This is a genomic window from Abditibacteriota bacterium, from assembly GCA_017552965.1.
Lineage (GTDB): Bacteria > Armatimonadota > UBA5829 > UBA5829 > UBA5829 > RGIG7931.
Map to the genome: position 1 here is coordinate 1 of JAFZNQ010000003.1, position 17,508 is coordinate 17,508.

At 45.4% G+C, this 17,508-nt stretch carries 16 protein-coding genes; all 16 read right to left on the reverse strand.

The features are described from left to right. Positions 1-104 precede the first annotated feature (104 nt). Positions 105-977, reverse strand: coding sequence for a three-Cys-motif partner protein TcmP (tcmP, locus tag IK083_00045; protein ID MBR4747947.1), 873 nt, complete (start codon positions 975-977; stop codon positions 105-107). Positions 978-1,065: 88 nt separating this feature from the next. After that, entirely contained in the window at positions 1,066-1,851 is a 786-nt protein-coding gene (locus tag IK083_00050; protein MBR4747948.1) for a radical SAM protein, read from the reverse strand. Next, complete coding sequence (gene tcmP, locus IK083_00055; GenBank protein ID MBR4747949.1) at positions 1,848-3,053, reverse strand: three-Cys-motif partner protein TcmP; 1,206 nt, start codon at positions 3,051-3,053, stop codon at positions 1,848-1,850. The genes IK083_00050 and tcmP (IK083_00055) overlap by 4 nt, the downstream gene beginning before the upstream one ends. Positions 3,054-3,661: 608 nt before the next feature. Further along, positions 3,662-4,450, reverse strand: a complete 789-nt coding sequence (locus IK083_00060; GenBank protein ID MBR4747950.1) for a glucosamine-6-phosphate deaminase — start codon at positions 4,448-4,450, stop codon at positions 3,662-3,664. Between the two features lie 138 nt (positions 4,451-4,588). Then, positions 4,589-5,257 (reverse strand): DUF1919 domain-containing protein, encoded by a 669-nt coding sequence (locus tag IK083_00065; protein ID MBR4747951.1) that lies wholly within the window; start codon positions 5,255-5,257, stop codon positions 4,589-4,591. 129 nt (positions 5,258-5,386) lie between these two features. Continuing rightward, on the reverse strand, positions 5,387-6,493 hold the full coding sequence (locus IK083_00070; GenBank protein MBR4747952.1) for a glycosyltransferase: 1,107 nt from the start codon (positions 6,491-6,493) through the stop codon (positions 5,387-5,389). Between the two features lie 61 nt (positions 6,494-6,554). After that, a complete protein-coding gene (locus IK083_00075; protein MBR4747953.1) occupies positions 6,555-7,484 on the reverse strand; it encodes a nitroreductase family protein in 930 nt (309 codons plus the stop codon). Between the two features lies 1 nt (position 7,485). Continuing rightward, on the reverse strand, positions 7,486-7,914 hold the full coding sequence (locus IK083_00080; GenBank protein ID MBR4747954.1) for an adenylyltransferase/cytidyltransferase family protein: 429 nt from the start codon (positions 7,912-7,914) through the stop codon (positions 7,486-7,488). A gap of 9 nt (positions 7,915-7,923) precedes the next feature. Continuing rightward, positions 7,924-9,369, reverse strand: a complete 1,446-nt coding sequence (locus IK083_00085) for a lipopolysaccharide biosynthesis protein (GenBank protein ID MBR4747955.1) — start codon at positions 9,367-9,369, stop codon at positions 7,924-7,926. A 1-nt stretch (position 9,370) separates the two neighbouring features. Beyond that, the gene (locus tag IK083_00090) at positions 9,371-10,360 is read right to left on the reverse strand and encodes a hypothetical protein (protein ID MBR4747956.1); all 990 of its coding nucleotides are present in this window, start codon (positions 10,358-10,360) and stop codon (positions 9,371-9,373) included. A 56-nt stretch (positions 10,361-10,416) separates the two neighbouring features. After that, positions 10,417-11,613, reverse strand: coding sequence for a hypothetical protein (locus IK083_00095; protein MBR4747957.1), 1,197 nt, complete (start codon positions 11,611-11,613; stop codon positions 10,417-10,419). Positions 11,614-11,624: 11 nt separating this feature from the next. Further along, positions 11,625-12,776, reverse strand: coding sequence for a glycosyltransferase (locus IK083_00100; GenBank protein MBR4747958.1), 1,152 nt, complete (start codon positions 12,774-12,776; stop codon positions 11,625-11,627). Further along, a complete protein-coding gene (locus IK083_00105; GenBank protein ID MBR4747959.1) occupies positions 12,773-13,636 on the reverse strand; it encodes a ChbG/HpnK family deacetylase in 864 nt (287 codons plus the stop codon). The genes IK083_00100 and IK083_00105 overlap by 4 nt, the downstream gene beginning before the upstream one ends. Further along, complete coding sequence (locus tag IK083_00110; protein MBR4747960.1) at positions 13,626-15,086, reverse strand: hypothetical protein; 1,461 nt, start codon at positions 15,084-15,086, stop codon at positions 13,626-13,628. The genes IK083_00105 and IK083_00110 overlap by 11 nt, the downstream gene beginning before the upstream one ends. Further along, the gene (locus IK083_00115) at positions 15,086-16,129 is read right to left on the reverse strand and encodes a glycosyltransferase family 4 protein (GenBank protein MBR4747961.1); all 1,044 of its coding nucleotides are present in this window, start codon (positions 16,127-16,129) and stop codon (positions 15,086-15,088) included. The genes IK083_00110 and IK083_00115 overlap by 1 nt, the downstream gene beginning before the upstream one ends. 62 nt (positions 16,130-16,191) lie before the next feature. Then, a complete protein-coding gene (locus IK083_00120) occupies positions 16,192-17,508 on the reverse strand; it encodes a nucleotide sugar dehydrogenase (GenBank protein MBR4747962.1) in 1,317 nt (438 codons plus the stop codon).

Sequence of the window (17,508 nt, forward strand, 5' to 3'; positions counted from 1 at the left end):
ATCCCGATGCATGGTCTCAATGACCATCTTTCTGAAATCACCGTCATACTTTCTGTTCTTTCTATGGCGCTTCATGAAAACTGTCCTCTCTTCGTACAATAATATCATAACATAGTTGTCCTACTTTTGGGGTGCAGATCAAACCCATGGGTATTCTTTGTTGACGATTTTCCACCAAAAGTTTTCCAAGCGGATTCTTTATAAAGCCTGAAGCCATTTATGTTACTGGTACAGTGAATTAGATTATAAACAACAGCATTCCTTGTATTAAAAAATGGGAAGGCAGCAATGTAGTATTTTTTCCCTCGGTCAAGTCGCAAACCCTTGATAATTCTTTCGATGCGTTGTTCAAAAGCGTCTTTATCGCTTCCATATAGAAGGAGATTTTCAAGGTCCATCAAATATGTTTGTTGGTATTTATTTCTTGTGTTCTCAGTTTTAACCATCTTAACTGCTCTTATGGTATCTGATACCATATGATTAAGTATTACCTCGCTCCAGCTGTTTATAAACGGCATTATTGCGCCCCAGTCAATAGAGGCAATAAATGGATCGTAGACAAGAAGGTAATGCTTGTTCTTTTGTATCATCTGCCCTAAACGTCTGGCCAAATCATTTCCGTTCTCGGTTGTGATATGCCAATGGAAATTTTTAGTTTCCTTGGGCATGAGAGTTTTCAAGTGTTCTGTTTTTGCTTCGCAAAAATCGCTGAAATATAAATCAATTTGCTTCTCTTGATATTGCCACGCAACATTCCTGAGGTAGTTTGCCACCCGAACAGGAGTGCCATATACTTGAGTGCCGGTATCATCGAAGTACTCGCCACAATTTGACATGCAATCAATGAAAACAAGTCCTGAACAATACGTGTTTTGGAGTAACTTTTGTGCCCAAGTCTCTACGTACTTCTTGATTAATTCAAACTTTTTGATTGAATGAGGATTAACATGTCCAATAACAGTACCGTTGATGTTCACTTCATTTATTCTCCAGCAATACGATAAACTATTAAAAATCGTGTCAAAAAGTCCTACTTTATATAGTAAAATCTATATTTGTATCGATTCACTTTTCTGCTTTCTCGGATAAGGTTCCTTCTTTGATATGGTAACTGATACCATGTTTGTTACAAAAAGATATAACCTCATCAGCCTTGTCGTTATAGAAATTTTTGTGAAGGCTATATGACGTTACATCTGTACTGTAATTCATTCGACCAAATATAATTCGGTCAACAAAAGCTACTTGCTCAAGCAACTTCTGCAAATCCTGTTTAACTATGTTAGGTGTCGGAAACGGCTCGATGCTAACCCATGTTTTACAACCTGCTTCATGCAAAGCCTTAAGTGAATCAAGTCGTTTTTTCCATGGGGCTGAACCAGGTTCCATGCGCTTTCGAAATGACTCGTTTGTAGAAATTAACGTGATGCCGTACTCATTCTCTTTAGAGAGTTTTGCAAGTTCAATTGGCAAAACTCCTTTAGTTAGAACGGAGCATCGGACCCCTGCTTCATTAATCTTTCTTATTGCCTCAAAGCTCATGCTCTGGACTTCATTGTACTGATACATGAACGGATCGGTTGTAAAGCACAAATGCAGTATCTTGATTTTATTCTTGAGTTTCGGTAGTTCGACATCCAGTAAAGACAGCGTGTTTTCAACAAGTGCAGGTTCACACCATTCATCATATGATTTTATCTCGCCAAACCTTTTCTTCTGCAAAAATGCGTAACAAGGATAATGGCAACCATGAGAGCAACCCAAGACATGGTTCATTGTGTAGTCACCATATTCGACCCCTGTTTTGTATATAAGCGATTTTCTCTTAATAAACTTCTTGATTTTTTTCATGACTCCCACTTAATGTGTACTTTTTGATTTGAGCTTTCTGACATGAATGTTGTCGGTCTGCCCGTAGCTGTAAATGCCGGGTTTCTTAAAACTGAAATATGACCTTCTTTTTCAAATTCTTTTAGAACCTTAGCGACTTTATGTTTTTCGCAGATTGCCCCATTTCTCATATAGAATTCAGCCAAAGCCTTGTTATATGAAGTCATAACGTTGTAACTTGAAAAATGCTCCTTTGCTTTGTTCTTAATGATTGTATCATCGATGAAATTATTATTCGGGTCTTCAGGGATTAAAGACAATTGCCTGTTGTTTTGGACAGTTTGCCATAGCTGCCAGCGATTCCAGATATTATCAACCATTAACAAGCAACCGTCAGGGTGGTTAGTAGCATGAATCATTCTATATTTTGGTCTTTGGCCTTGACGTATTCTAAGTGGCATGTTAAGGACATAGGTAAAATCTTTTGATAGTCGTTGACAATACTGCTTTGCAAAGCATTCTTCTGCCTGGTATCCGTCTTTTCGTCTGTCGCGATAGTCTTTTATAATGGCCTGCCAATAGTTACCACCGGCAATTACATCTAAGTCATGAATAGAATTTGGAGTAGTCGTATTTGTTGAATCGTATTCTACAAGGTCATCAAATACTGTCGGATCATCAAGTATTAATGTAGTACCTAATACACTGCAAGCTTCTCGGATAAATCCGAATGTATTTAGATTAATTAGCAACTCAACAGAATTAAAACCGTTTTTAGCAAGTGTGTCAAATATAGGAAAATGAAGCGACTTGATTCCATAGGGATCAAGATATAAGAATACGTTAGTATTGACCTTGTCCCTGAGAATATCAAAGATTTGTTCTTCGTATCGTCCTGATACAACTGTTGCAGACGGATAATCTGATAGGACTTCTTGTAATTCGCGTCCATACTTTAATTCAATAAAAGTTGTGCTGATACAAGGATTATCATGTGTTGTTGATCTCAAACACTCTTCAATAACATCTAAAGCAATTAATGGGGAACCCGGTTTCCCATCTTCAAATTTGCCCTTGCCGGCAAAACAATCGATATATGTTAACGGCTTATGTGTGTGAAGAATTTTAGCAACATACGGTTTAAAATAACACTCAAAGAGTTGGTCTTTCACTTCTGACCACGCTTTCTTTTCCTGAAAGAAGTCATCGTTATTCCTCGGCATATTCTAATCCCCTTCGCCTTAAATCTTTTTAGTAATAATATGTGTCACAATCCGTCTATGCAGCTCAAGGCCTCCTTAATTATATGTTTTATGTTATACGGCATCTGGCTTAGCATAATTATGCGTCTCGTGCGGTCTGACAGAGTTGTAATCCGTGATGTTGTTGAATCGGATTGCGAATTGAAATGCTTTTGGCGAGTTGACCCCGGCAACTTGCGCTGACGCCTGACAGTAATATTAGCGTCCGAATTTATCTTGTTTTGGTATTGGATATCCGTTTCGGCGAAACACGTCCCGGAGAAAGTCGCGTTCCATCGTCAGCTGACCGATGGTTTTCAACATCCGAACGCGCTCTTGCTCCAGCTCAGCCTCCTTTTTGCGGATTTCATTCTCGGATGACGTTCGTTGAACACGCGGTCGGCGTTCTTGATGAATTCTGATTTCCAGTCTTGACCATATCAGAATCTAGACCGCTCTCCGCTGCTTTCTCGCCGACTTCCCGATCGCCATCGATAATACAGACCGGCAACTTATAATTCTTTCATAATCCAGAAAAAATGAAATAACTATAAAAACGGACTGCCATAGGCAGCCCGTTTTTAAAAAGATTACAGTCTTTCGCTCTTGTAGACGTCCAGGAAATACTTGTAGGTATCTACCTTCAGCTCGCCGCAGGCGGCTTCGTCCACAGCGATATAAGCGTTGTTGTGGTTCTGCAGAGCAGAGATGGTCCACTTGCTGCTTACCCCGCCTTCCACGCAGTGGGCCAGGGCCCGGGCCTTGTTGTGGCCGTTGATGAGGAGCAGCACCTCGCGGGAGTCGGTGACGGTGGCCACGCCTACGCTGAGGGCTCTGGAGGGCACCTGGTCGGGGTCGTTGTCAAAGAAACGGGAGTTGACGATCTTGGTGTCCTCGGTCAGGTCGCGCACGCCGGTGCGGGAGTTGAGGGAGGTGTAGGGCTCGTTGAAGGCGATGTGACCGTCAACGCCGCTGCCGCCCATAAAGAGGTCTATGCCGCCGTAGGAGGCTATCTTTTCTTCATAGCGGGCGCACTCGGCTTCCAGATCCTCGGCCATGCCGTTCAGGATGTTGATGTTGCCGGCGGGAATGTCTATGTGGTCAAAGAAGTTGTCGTGCATGAAGAACCAGTAGCTCTCGTGGTGGGTCCTGGGGAGGCCCACGTATTCATCCATGTTGAAGGTGACCACGTTCTTAAAGGACACCTTGCCCTCTTTGTTGGCCTTGATGAGCTTCTTGTAGACGCCCAGAGGGGAAGACCCGGTGGGGAGACCCAGTACAAAGGGCTTGTCCTTGGGGTGGCTGTTGATGGCGTCGATGATATGGGCCGCCGCCCATTCGCACATCTTGTCGTAGTTTTCCTGAATAATGACTTTCATGATGATCTCCGTTTTATATATTATAGCGATGAACTGACAGACAGTCTTGTCAGTATATACCTATCTGATTAGCTTGCTTTTCCCTGCCGCAATCGATGGTATGCATCCCCCCTTCAGGTATCTATGCAGCTAACTCCTCTACATAAAGCTCTTCCCGTTGATCAGATTGATCAGGTTGATGCCCTTTCTGAAGTCATATATGTCCTGAGGCGGATTAGTACGTCTGTAACCGGAACTCATTATGTGCTGGCAGTTCAGGCCGTAATCCTGTCTGACAAACAGAACCTTTCTTTCTTCTTCCAGATTATCAAACTTTTTCATTGCTTCAAGTGAAGGACAGTAATCGTCGCTCATCTTATAGACTATGTTATTCCAGTTGATCCGTTCTCTGCGCCTGTTCCATTTGGCCAAGGCCTCTTCTTTGTCCTTGTAGTGTATAAAAAAGATTTCCACTCCGCCCAGAACTCCTATGGGTGATGTCATTCTTTTGGGATGCTTCTGCAGATCTTCATAATGAACCGATTCTTCCGGGCTGATAAAACTGAGGTCCATAGACATATATTCCCGCAAATCAGAAATGAACCTGCCGAAATCCTCGGAGTAGAATAAAAGTCCTACCGTAGGAGACTGATAGGGGATCTGAAAATAGCGGTAAACGTGTCCCCCCCAGCAATTATCCGATATAATGGTAAAGTCGGTATCCTTCAGCCGGCTCCGGCGAAAAGAGCCCCATATAAAGTTAGTCTTTTCCCTTGTGTTCAAAGGGTCGGTCTTGTTTATGATGTATTTTATTAGTTTTCCTGCCATGATCTTGCTCCGTATTCTTCCTTGAAAAAGTGGCCGCAGAAAACTGCTTGCTTTATATCTTCGGTCTGCATACTTCCTGTGGTCGAGAAATTGCATCTCTTCCGCGGAAGGACGGTGGCTAAAATTGGGTCATATCTCCAAACCGTTGTACAGATCGGCGTATCTTTTGACGGTGTTTTTTACGTCAAATTTTGCCAGCTCCTCTTCATTTACCGTCGGTCTGTTGTTTTTGTGCTCTTCCATAAAGCCGCAGATGTATTCCGCCCAGCCTTTGGGGCCTGCGCTGAGAGGAAGAGCTTTCCACAGGCCCAGCGTTTCGATCTCTCTCGTAAGACAATCGGAGCCGAAGCACATTACGTTCATGCTCATAGCTTCCATCGCTACGTTGCTCAGTCCTTCAAACAGAGACGGGAATATCATATAGTCCGCTTTGCCCATGGCTTCAGGGACATAGGTATCAGGCGGCAGCATAGCGATACAGTTATTCAGCTGCAGATCCGATATTTGCTTTTTGATGTCTTCTTCAAGAGGGCCGTAGCCAATAAGGGTCAACCGGATATTCGGAAATCTGGTCTTTATCAGGTTGAAGGTATCAATAATAAATTTGTGGTTCTTTTGGGGAGTGAACCTGCCTACGTGGACAAAGTCTATAGTATCCTTTGTATCGTCTTTCGGATATTTGGATTTGTCGAATATACTGAGATCTATGCCGTTGTAAAAGACTTTCGTGTCCTTCCTTTTGCCGAAGACGTCGTCACAAGCGATACGGGATACTCCGATAAGGCGGTTAGCGTTCCTCAGGGCGTTTTTTGTTGTGATGTAAATAAACAACTGTTGAATGACCGTTTGATTCTTGACCAGGATCTTTGAGCTGTGAGCGCTCAAAACTCTCGTGGTGATCTTATGCTTTTTGGCTGCTGCCAGGACGATACCGCCTATTCTGGTATCGTGACAATGGACCGTGTCGTATTCGTGCTGATCAAAAAAACTGTCGGCGAAACGGTATAGACGCCGGCAGTTATCGAGTTTGCCGATGTCCTTCCTGTCTTCAAAATAATAAAAGCTTCTGATGTGAGGGAACTCGTTTCTGAGAACCGTTTCTTCTACAGGATGGAATAAAAGCAGGTCTAAATCAAACTCGCTGCATAAGAGTTTTGTCCGTAGCTGGACACCCTTTTGTATTCCGCCCTTGTTGTCAAAGGGCATACCGCACGAAAGAAGCACCTGTTTTTTCATAATGATTTCCTCGTTGTTCAAACTATAATGCTGAGCCAAAACCGCTCTGCCGGGTGACTTGCTATTTGAATACGACCACGTCTTCCGGCTCTTTTCTGTTGCTGTAAGGGACGCTGAACGATTCCGGATAGTGACCTATGGCGATCTCAGCGCAAAGCTGCTCGTTCTCCGGGATCGCCAGATAGGCTTTGATGGCTTTTTCTTCTGCCTGAGGCATTTTCAGGGTTTTCTTCAAAACGCTGCAGCCGATACCCAGAGAATGAAGCGTCAGAGACAGATATCCGCTGAAGATCCCTGCGCTTACGATCCAATCAAACAATTCGGTATTATTGTAGGCGGTCTTTATGCCTGTGATCACCAAAAACTTTTCGCCCTGAATGTCAAACGGTTTGTTGCATATAGCGGCGCAGGATTTGTCCGATACGTATACCCTGAAAGCTTGTCTGTTACAGGCGCTGGGCGCTCGCAAAGCAAGCCGCACAGCCTCGTTGATCTCTTCCTTTGTGACGGGTTCGTCACTGAATGACCGGATGCTGTGTCTGGTACTCAGCACATCTTTGATGGCTGAATAGGGAGTCATCATAACTTCGTTTTTTGTCAGGCTTAGGACGCCTCCGCAGCCGTAGTCGGTCAGAGGCACGTTTTTCTTGGCAAAAATGTCTTCGATCTCTGCAGCCAAAAGCGTGTCCTCCGGGTATGCCGAGGCTTTCTTGGCCTGGATATACTTGTATAATACGGACATGGCCGTGCGATAATAAAACTTATCGTGCTCCACAAGACCGGACAGCAAAGCGGCCATTTTCAGAGCCTTGTCCCTGCCCCACAGCTTGCGCGGATTAGTGTAAAGCAACCCCTTTTCCAGCCTGTGCGCCTGCTGCAAGAGATAGTATTCATTATCCTGACGGCTGACAGACATTTTATATATACTGCATGTGGTTCTTACGGCATCAACGAGTTTTTCGGCTCGTGCTCTCAGTTTTTTTAGGATCATTTTACTTGTCGTTCTTCTTGCTTATGATGTCTTTCAGGTCTGTACTGGAGATCCCTTCCGTGTGGGGAAGAAAAACCAGATCGCATCCAACTTCTTTCAGCTGACGTTCTATTTCATTATACATATCGCTGCCCTTCCAGTCGCTTCCGTGAAAAAGGGCGTCAAACTTCAGCTCCCGCCAGGCCTGCATTTTGTCCATGCTTGTCTGAGGGACCACCTCGTCCACGTATCTTATGGCCTCAACTATTGCCTTTCTCTGTTCGAATGGTATTACAGGGGTTTTGTGCTTGTATGATTGCACGGCTTCATCTGTGCTGACGCCCACAATAAGATATTCGCACTGCTCCTTGGCATTTCTCAGTATATTGAGGTGCCCTATGTGAAACATATCAAATACGCCGGTAGTGTAACCGATTTTATATTTTTTCATGTTGTGCCTCTATTTCTTTTTGGCAGCCAAAGATTTTAACGTTGTTATCAGATATGCCAGACTGTCATCCTTAAAGAGCCTGGTTAGTATTAAATAAGTCGCTAATCCTATTATGGTTTGGAGCAGCAGGATCACAGTGTCATTTAAGCTCAGCAATAAAACAGAATACATCGCAGCGCCCATAATGGACGACATTAGCAGGCTGGGGATGACGTCCTTTATCTGCAGCAGATATCCGTAGTTGAGCAGCTTTTTGTTGGGCCAGATGTTTATCAGCGCGCATATAAAGTTTGTAATGGCAAGACTCATGGCCACCCAATAGATCCCGAAAAACATGCTGATGATCAAAAGGATGACTCCGATCCCTTTCTTCAGCAGATCCAACTTAAGCAGCAGACCGGCTTCCTTACAGGCCATGATCACACTTACGTTTACAAAGATCAAAGGCCGCGACGCCATAGCCAGGCAGCCTATCTGAAGATAAACCACGCTTTCCAGCCATTTTTCTGTCAGTATCAGCAGTATCAAAGGCTTGGCCATTACGGCTAACCCTGCCATTATGGGAAAGGTCACATAGCTGGACACCTTGGTTATGCGGCGAACTATGGATCTCATTTGATCCCGGTCGTCCTGGCATTTTGCCAGCGCAGGAAACAACACGCCTGTGATCGTTGGCTCTACGAAAGCCATGCCTGTATGCGGGAACTGATGCCCTTTATTGTAAAACGCCAGATCGGCGGCAGAATATTTCTTGCCGATTATCAGATTCCGGAGCTGCGCATACACGGTATCCAGCAAGCCCATAGCGAGTATTTTCCAGCCGAAGTCATATATCTTTTTCAGACGCTGAAATGAAAATTCCGCTTTAGGCCGCCACCCGACTATACACCATAGTACGGCGGCATTTATGAGCGCTCTGGAAAGATTCTGGCAAACAAGAGCCCACACTCCGCAGCCCATATACGCCATGGTGATGGATATGACGCCTGACGCCAGGGTGCCCGTGAGTGTTGCGTAAAAAAACTTTTTAAACATCAGGTGCTTTGACGTGTAGGACTCCTGCACACAGGAAAGAGCCGTCACCGGCAGCTTGAGAGCCATGACCCTTATAACAGGCACCAGCATAGACTCGTGATAAAAAACAGCTATATAAGGAGCAGAGAAATAAACCAGCGCATACAATACCACGGCTATGCCCAGGCTGAACCACAGACAGGTGGAAAAATCCAAATGGTCCGAGTCCTTGTTGGCGATAAGCGACTTGCCGAAGCCACTGATGACGAATACGTCGCATATGGCTATGAATACCATGACCATAGCAACCACGCCGTATTGACTGGGCAAAAGCAGCCTTGCCAGCACCATAGATATTACAAAGCTGGTCCCCTGCGCTCCGGCGCGTTCGGCAAATTTGTACAAGAAGCCGGATTTGGCCTTTCTTCTGAAGTCGCTCATACTACTTCCTGTTCAGCGGCGATTTGCCGAAGAACATTTCTCCCGAAAGATCCGGCTCGGGATAAGGACTGAAGTCAAACAGGTATTCGGTCAGATGTTCTTCGATGTATTTCACGTCATCGTCAAAGTTCTTGAATCGCAAAAAGGTCTGAGTGTTTGCTATTGACAGGGCCGGATCAAACACTGTTTTGGGACGCGGATTTTCTCCCAGTCCCAGAAAGCCTCGCAGCTTGGCGGTAGCATTGTCATAGTCATATACCATATCCTCAAACCGCATACGAAGGATGCGCTCTGATTTTTTCTTGTAGGGCTGATCGTCTCTTATCCCCCGGAAATACTTGACGAAATCCCGCACGTCATTCACCGGGGCAAAATGGTTTCTGCCCCTCAGCTTTGTTTTCAGGAAAATGTAGTTGTCTCTCGGATCACGATCCACTATTATTGCATAGGGCTCATCAAAATAGGGGAAGGCAGCCTGGGGGTCGTTGCCGGCAAAAGGCTGATCTATGACCAGCGGCTTATCGCCCTTGGCTCCGATTATCTGCAGCAGGTTTTTTACGTGCTGTTTTGCCAGTTCATAAAAATCCCTGGTTGCGGCAGCATAGCTGACCTGCTTTTTGGGCCAGGACGATAGCTGGACTCCGCTTTTCTTTTCTTGTTTTTTTATGCTTGCCAACGCCCTTCCTCGGAGCTTATTCTCAATAAAACTCCTTTTGGTATATGTCAGGTCCGTCCAGTACCAGCTGACGGAGGTGATCTTGTCGATGAAGTCCATTACCTCTTTTTCAAACAGTTCAAAAGTGGCGGTACTTCTGGAGTAGTAGCTCTTTATATAGTTCAGTCTGTTGGCGTATCGCTCTATAGCTACAATAGAATCCTTTGTCCGGTTGTGGGGATTCAGCACATGATACGCCAGGTCTATCAGACCGTCAACGTCATATACCCAGTTAAATTCGATAGTATCAAGGATCTGAAAAGAATCAAACTCCATAAGATAATCGGATACAACGCTTGAACCGGTAGAGCCGAAGCCGCAGGCGCCAATAATCATTTTTTATCCTCTCTGGTTAAATAATATATATCAAAAATCAACGGCAACGTAAAGAACATGTTGATCCCAACGATCGGGACCAGTATCGTACCGATCAGCGATCTGATGATGATAAATACAAAAATCACGGAAAACTGTTTTGAGAGAACCGTAGATTTGAAAAACGCCATTTGCGTCGCGTTATAATAATAGTATCTCAGCATAGAGAAAAGCAAAAGTCCACCCAAGAGCCCATGCTTTGCAAGAGTGTCAAATATTTCGCTGTGACCGCCGATAAACGCAAAACTGGTCCTGTCATCGCCGTATCCTGCAAGGAAGGTGGGGATGTCCGTGAAAAGCCATGTATTGATGCTGTTTTGAATATACGTTACCCTTGTCAAAAAGGAAGAGCCCAACAGCAGTGTATTCTGTTCAAAAATCGTGTCGATCACAGATATAAGCCTGAAGGATAGTCTCCTTGAAGGGATAGTTGCTGAGATGAAAGAAGTGATTCTTTCGTAGTCAACGGTCAGATAGATATACAGGAATGCTGCGCATAGTATTGATGCAATGACAATCATAACCGAATTATATTTGGTATTAGTAGTGACAAGGACCAGCAGCATCAAAAGGCCGAGTACTGTAACAATACCCCTTTGCAGCAGGAATGAGTTGACAAAAAAGATCAATGCGTATAAAGCAATACTGAACAGCTTCAAAAGGAGATTTTTATCCCTGAGAAAAACCACCAGCAACGCTCCGGCTATTATAAACAGAGCAGTAGAAAACTGTGTTGACTGAAGAGTCTCACCATTATCCGAAAGGGTGACCATTATTGTCCTGGCTTGCTGAATGCAATTGTATACGGCAAAAAACATAAAAACCATCAGCATCGTGAAAAGCGCCTTTTTTTGCTTCAAAGTCGCTGTTTTGAAGAAATAGACGGACCAGACTCCTCCCAAAGCCCATGCTACGTATCGGTTGGTAGTATTTAACGGTATATTGGATATCCCCATATATACGTAGAGCGGGGTCATCGCCGCAAAGACAAAAAGAAGTCCGACAAAGAGCTTTTGTTTTTTGTCAAGCCTCGTGAAGTATTTTATAGTCAGGTAAAGGCTTCCCAGAATGAGTATGCCCAACGCGAATTTTTGCAGCTTCTCAAACCCGTTAACTATAAATGGTAAAGAGCATAACGCTATAAATATGTGCATATTTCTGCCTGTTATTCTACTATAGACCTGAACATGTTGATACTGTCTCCGACGCTGATATTAGTTTCAACAGGGTCTTGTTTTTCTTTCTTGATCCATTGTATTTGCGAAAGGGACTCCGGAGTAATGTCGCATATTATGTCCGACGAAGGGTCGCAGACTTCCCGCATTATGTCTATGTCCCGCGCAATAACACGAGTGTTAAGCAGGTGCGCTTCCGCGGCAACCATTGAAAAGGTTTCGTGGAAAGAGGGGATCAGGATATAATCGGCTGCCTTTATATACGGATACGGGTTGTCTTTGAAACCAGTAAGAATGATCCTGTCCGAGAGTTGCTCCTTCAGGACCAATTCTGTTATAGCGCTTTCCTCGGGACCGTTCCCGATAATATACCATGTGATGTTGCTGTGGTTCTTCAATATTGGAGCCAAAGCTGCCGCGGCTTCAGCGAATCCCTTCTCCTTAGTCATTCTGCCTACGGACAGGATATTTATCTTGTCTTCATCAAATATCACTTCAGCTTTTTCTTCCGCTTTATCCAGAATGGCTTGTGACGGAAGGATGTTGTAGCAAAAATCCGTTATGGGTGCCAAATCGGGATATCTGTTCAGAAAACTTTTCATACACGACTGTGAAACGCAGATTATCAGGTCAAATTTTCTGTATGTCTCGTGGTTTTCTGCAGTTGCAAGCCTGGTTCTTTGAAAATCTGAATGGACCCAGGCTATTTTCTTTTTAGCGTCGCATTTTTCGAGAGCAAATCTGCCAAAGCCTGTCACCAGTGTTTTTGCAGAGGTCTCCTGATGGTAGGATATGACGGCGTCATAAGGCCCCAGCCTTTTTTGAAATGCCAGCAGGAACGAGACAGGGAGTTTGTTGCCAAAAAACATAGTCCACACTCCCAAAAAGTATTTCAGGAACTTCTGACTGAAGGTACAGACAGAAGATGTGTCCTGCTTGTTCATTCCAAGGACCCTGACGAAAGGGTGCAGTTCGACTAATTTGACGTTTTCCGGGACCGACTGCCTGAAAGGGCCGTTGTCATTGAATATTGCAATGTCTATGTCATATTCGGCGCTTATTGCGCCAAGCAGATTTGAAAGGGCGGACTGGATGCCGCCGAATTCAAAGGATTTATTGATGAACAAGAGCTTCTTTTTCATTTCTGCAACGTGTCAAAAGTCACCAAATCTATATTGTTTTTTGCTAATAGTTCCCTGACGTTGTTTTGAGTATAGAGAACGTGTTCTATGATTCGGGATTCCGACATTGACCCAAAATACGGACTGTCGCATTCCGTGGCAGGATGAATGACCAATTCGCCGACTTGTTTGTCATTCCATTGTATATTGGAAAAAGCGTAATTCAGATCTTCGGCATCAGCTGAGTCCATAAATATTATTATTCCGTCAGGAAGACCGGTGCCGTTTTTTCTGAATTTGTTTATCCAGCTTTTCAGCAGGATCACCTTGAATGGTTCGAAGATCCTCCATTTCAGTGACCTGGTGGTTTTATGATTTTGTGACGGAACGTATATACGCAGATGGTTTCGCATACGTTTTATGCTATATTCCTGCGCCTTTCGTCTGAAAATGTCTATGACCCCAAAGTCTACGTGGACGTTCTGATGGGTATTCCAGTAGTCCGGCTTGCCGATATTTTCCGAATACAACTTATATTGCGCAGCCAGCTCTTTTTCTATATCGGCATCCTTGATCTCGTGTTCACGGTATTTTTTACGGAAAACAGGGTAGCTGAAAAAGACACCGTTTTCATCAACTAGAGAAGGTATTTCATTGGCGTCCAGAACAGGCTTTCCGCAAGATAGAGTCCAGTGCAGTCCCAGGGAAACGTTTTTGTTGCTCGTGTGTTTTTGGGCTTCCCTGAAAAACGGCATATTGACCATGATATTTGTCGAAGAGATGTTTTGCAGTTCAATGCACTGATCTATAGCGTCGTTGACTGCCCTGGACATTCCGTAATCATCTGCGGTTATAATGATTTTTTTCGTATTACCTGCCATGATAAAACCTTTTTTCTTCTATTTTATACTTTATTAAGCTGGAAAGATAGTACACTATACCGCTTGATTTGGATATCTTCGCTGCAAGCGAATCAGTTCCAAAGGGTGTTGACAGTATATCAGGCGCAATCGCTCTTATCAGCTCTTTGTGGATCTGCGTCTTTTTTCTGTATTTTCTTTCTACAGCAGTCCAGGCATATATGATGCTTCTGGAATTGAAGATATTAGCATATCTCTGCCCTACGGCGTTGTATATCAGATTTTCCTGGCCTGCCCATCTGCCTACCCTGCTCTCTATAGAAAACAAGTCAAACGGATTTACCTTTTCGCCGGATCCCTTAATATCTTTCAGCCAGTCATTCAACAGTCTGATGCTTTCTTTGCTGTAATTATGCAGCTTGCACCTGAAGTAGCCTGCTCCGGCCAGCATTCCGGGAATATCTCTGTGAAGGGAACACTTGCCGACCTGTCCCATAATATCTCCGTTTACTATCAGGCCACCTCCGTATTCTGAGAATATGGTATTGGCTATCATAAGAGTCCTCTGAGAAAACCCGTCTTTGCCAAGCAAGCTTTCCATATATCCAAGCAGATCGTCACCAAAGTCCTTGTCGGTTATCTGACGGTGTTTGATGCCTGCGCTATGGCATAGGATAGTCGGTATGGTGATATCCTGTTCATCCCCGGAAAACGAACTATGCCTGATGGTATATGCTTCTGTGTCTTTGTCGAGCGCGTAAAAAACGGCAAGCACTACTCTGCTGTCGTAACCGCCTGTGACGGGGACATAGATTTTGTAAGTATCGTGGTAGTACTTGGCTATGTTCCTAATATAGGGCAAGGTCGTTTCGGCAGCTGCCTTGGGAGTCAGGACAGATTGTTTTTCTTTTGCATTTATGAATCTGCATGCCTGCTTTTTAGTAAGGTCAAGCCGATGGTTCGGCAAGAGCCGTTTTATCTTCCTGTATTCCGTAATATCATAAGGCATTGCCTGGGATATATCGCCGCTTTTTCTGATGGCAGTAAGTTCGCTGTCCGGCTCCAGGGCACACACCTCACTGATCTTTTTCTTGTTGTCTGAGCAACAGGACTTTGTCGTTGAATAAAAGACAGGAATGCTGCCCGACGCATCTCCTATGACATTGCATCCGACGTCGTCCTTGTATAGGATAATATATTTCCCTCCTAAGACTTTTTCTTTCTCAACAATGTCTTCTACGCCTGCTGAGTCTGTCAATAAAAAGCCCGGCAGGTCCTCGCTGCTTCCGGTGATCACGTTTACACAATCACCAAAGAGCACCAGGATCCTCGATCCCTGCTTCTTGATTTGCAAAGGAGTTCGGTCATCACAGCAAAAAAAGTAATTACCCAGATCGACCGTCTTTATGTACTCGTCGTCAGCAGTATTACCGATATAAAACGAGTAAAGCCTGTTGTCAGATAATTTCATTACACAATGTCTCTGTAAATGCCATGATATTGTCCTGCTATGACGTTCCAGTCAAACTTTTTGGCGGCATCAGGAGCGTTAGCCGAAAGACTGGCATAGTTCTTTATGATATTTTTAATGCCTTCCGCCACGGACTCTGCGCTGTGCGAATCTACGTGATAACCCACGTAGCCCTCGTCAAACTGTTTGTCGAAGCCCTGCCCTTCGGAATAGATGACGGGCAGTCCGCAGCTCAGGGCCTCGGCATATACCAGGCCAAAGCTTTCCGCAAAAGAAGGCATCACAAAAATATCATGCTGCCTGTAAAGGTCTGCCAGTTTTTCCTTCCGGACAGGCTCATGATAGGTGGTATACCCGTCTTTGATTATCTGATCATAGACGTCTTTTTCCACTATCTTGCCTACCGCGGTAAGGGTGGTCTTAATGCCTTCTTCGCGAAGGATCTCCATAGCCTGCTGAGTAGCGCCGATGTTTTTGTTTCTGTCTATTCCTCCGGCATATATAAGCCTGACCGGGTCACCGGGGCTTTTTGCTTTTGCAACGCCTGAAAGCCAGAAAGGATCTATACCATTGGGAATCGTGTCAGATTTTCCTTCTAACGAACTGTGATATTTCTCCGGAACAAAGCGACGGAACACGGTATTCTTATAGGCTTCCGACAAATAGAATACCCTCTTTGCGTCCAGCATGGTTTTTACGCCTCTGCTTCTCAAAAAGGGGAGCTTGGCAAAAAAATCATTTACGTCGGTATTGCGAATAGCTGCGACATACGGTACTCCGTATTTTTTGCTTAACACTCTGGCTGCATTGCCGTCTGTAAAGAGCGTATAGGCGTGGATCAAATCAAATGACGCTATATCATACTGTCTTTCACAGGCTTTGATGATCTTGCTCTGCTTGTAGTCAAAAAGGATCCTGTCCCAGTATTTAAAACATTCGCTCACAACCGCATAGTCTGCGGGCTCTATTATTTGCTCAGAACCGTGATAAATAGGGACGAATACCTGATTGTCGTATCCCAGACCGTTCAGATATTCAATCATTGTCTGATGCAGCGTCGATCTTAAATAATTGCAGTTTATATGCAGAATGCGCATATGTTGTCCTACAGCCTCCACCACAGGAGCCCGGACTTGGCCAGGGCTTTAACTTCATAGAGTCCCTTCACGTCTATGAGCACCTTGCCGGAGGCCTTTTTGTTGTACATGGCCTTGACGTCGTCCAGGGACAGGGCTCTGAATTCGTTGTGGGCCACGGCGGCTATGATGCAGTCTGCGCCCTTGGCGTCTCCGATATCCGTGAGCTTCACGCCGTATTCATGCTCCGCGTCTCTCTCACTGGCCCAGGGGTCCACCACCACCGGCTCGATGCCGTATTCCCTCAGGCGCACGATGATGTCGTTCACCTTGCTGTTGCGGGTGTCCGGGCAGTTTTCCTTGAAGGTGAGGCCCAGTATCACTACCTTGCTCCTGGCCGGGGCCTGTCCCGCCTCGATCATCTTTTTGATGGCGGCGTCCGCCACGTATTTGCCCATGTTGTCGTTGACGATGCGGCCGTTCAGGATGATCTGGCTGTGATAGCCCAGCTTTTCCGCCTGATAGGTGAAGTAGTAGGGGTCCACGCCTATGCAGTGGCCGCCCACCAGGCCCGGGCGGAACCCGAGAGCGTTCCACTTGGTGTTCATGCCGTCCACTACCTCGTTGGTGTCTATGCCCATGCGGTCAAAGACCATGGCCAGCTCGTTCATAAAGGCTATGTTGATGTCCCGCTGGCTGTTTTCCACCACCTTGATGGCTTCGGCAGTCTTGATGGAACTGACGGGGTAGGTGCCCACCTCTATGACCAGGTCGTACACCTTCTTGATCTCCCTGAGGGAGGCTGCGTCCATGCCGGAAACTATCTTGCGTATGTTTTCCAGCCGGTGCACCTTGTCGCCGGGGTTGATGCGCTCGGGGGAGTAACCCACCTTGAAATCCCTGCCGCACTTCAGGCCGGACTCCTTTTCCAATATGGGGACGCACACGTCCTCGGTGACTCCGGGATACACGGTGGATTCATACACCACTATGGAGCCCTTTGAGAGGTTGCGGCCCACTATCTCGCTGGCGCCTATGACCGGGGCCAGGTCGGGGGTATGGTCGGTGTTCACCGGCGTTGGCACCGCCACTATGATGAACCGGGCCTTTTGGAGATCCTTTTCGTCGGCGGTAAAATATACGGAGGTCTTTTGGATGCCCTCGTCTCCCACCTCGTTGGTAGGATCCACGCCGGACTTGTAGAGGTCTATTTTGGCCTTGTTGAGATCAAAGCCTATGACGTTCACCTTTTGGGCAAAGGCCACCGCGATGGGCATGCCCACGTAGCCCAGACCCACCAGGGCCAGGCTCTCGGTCTTGTTAAGCAGTGATTTATATAAAGTCAT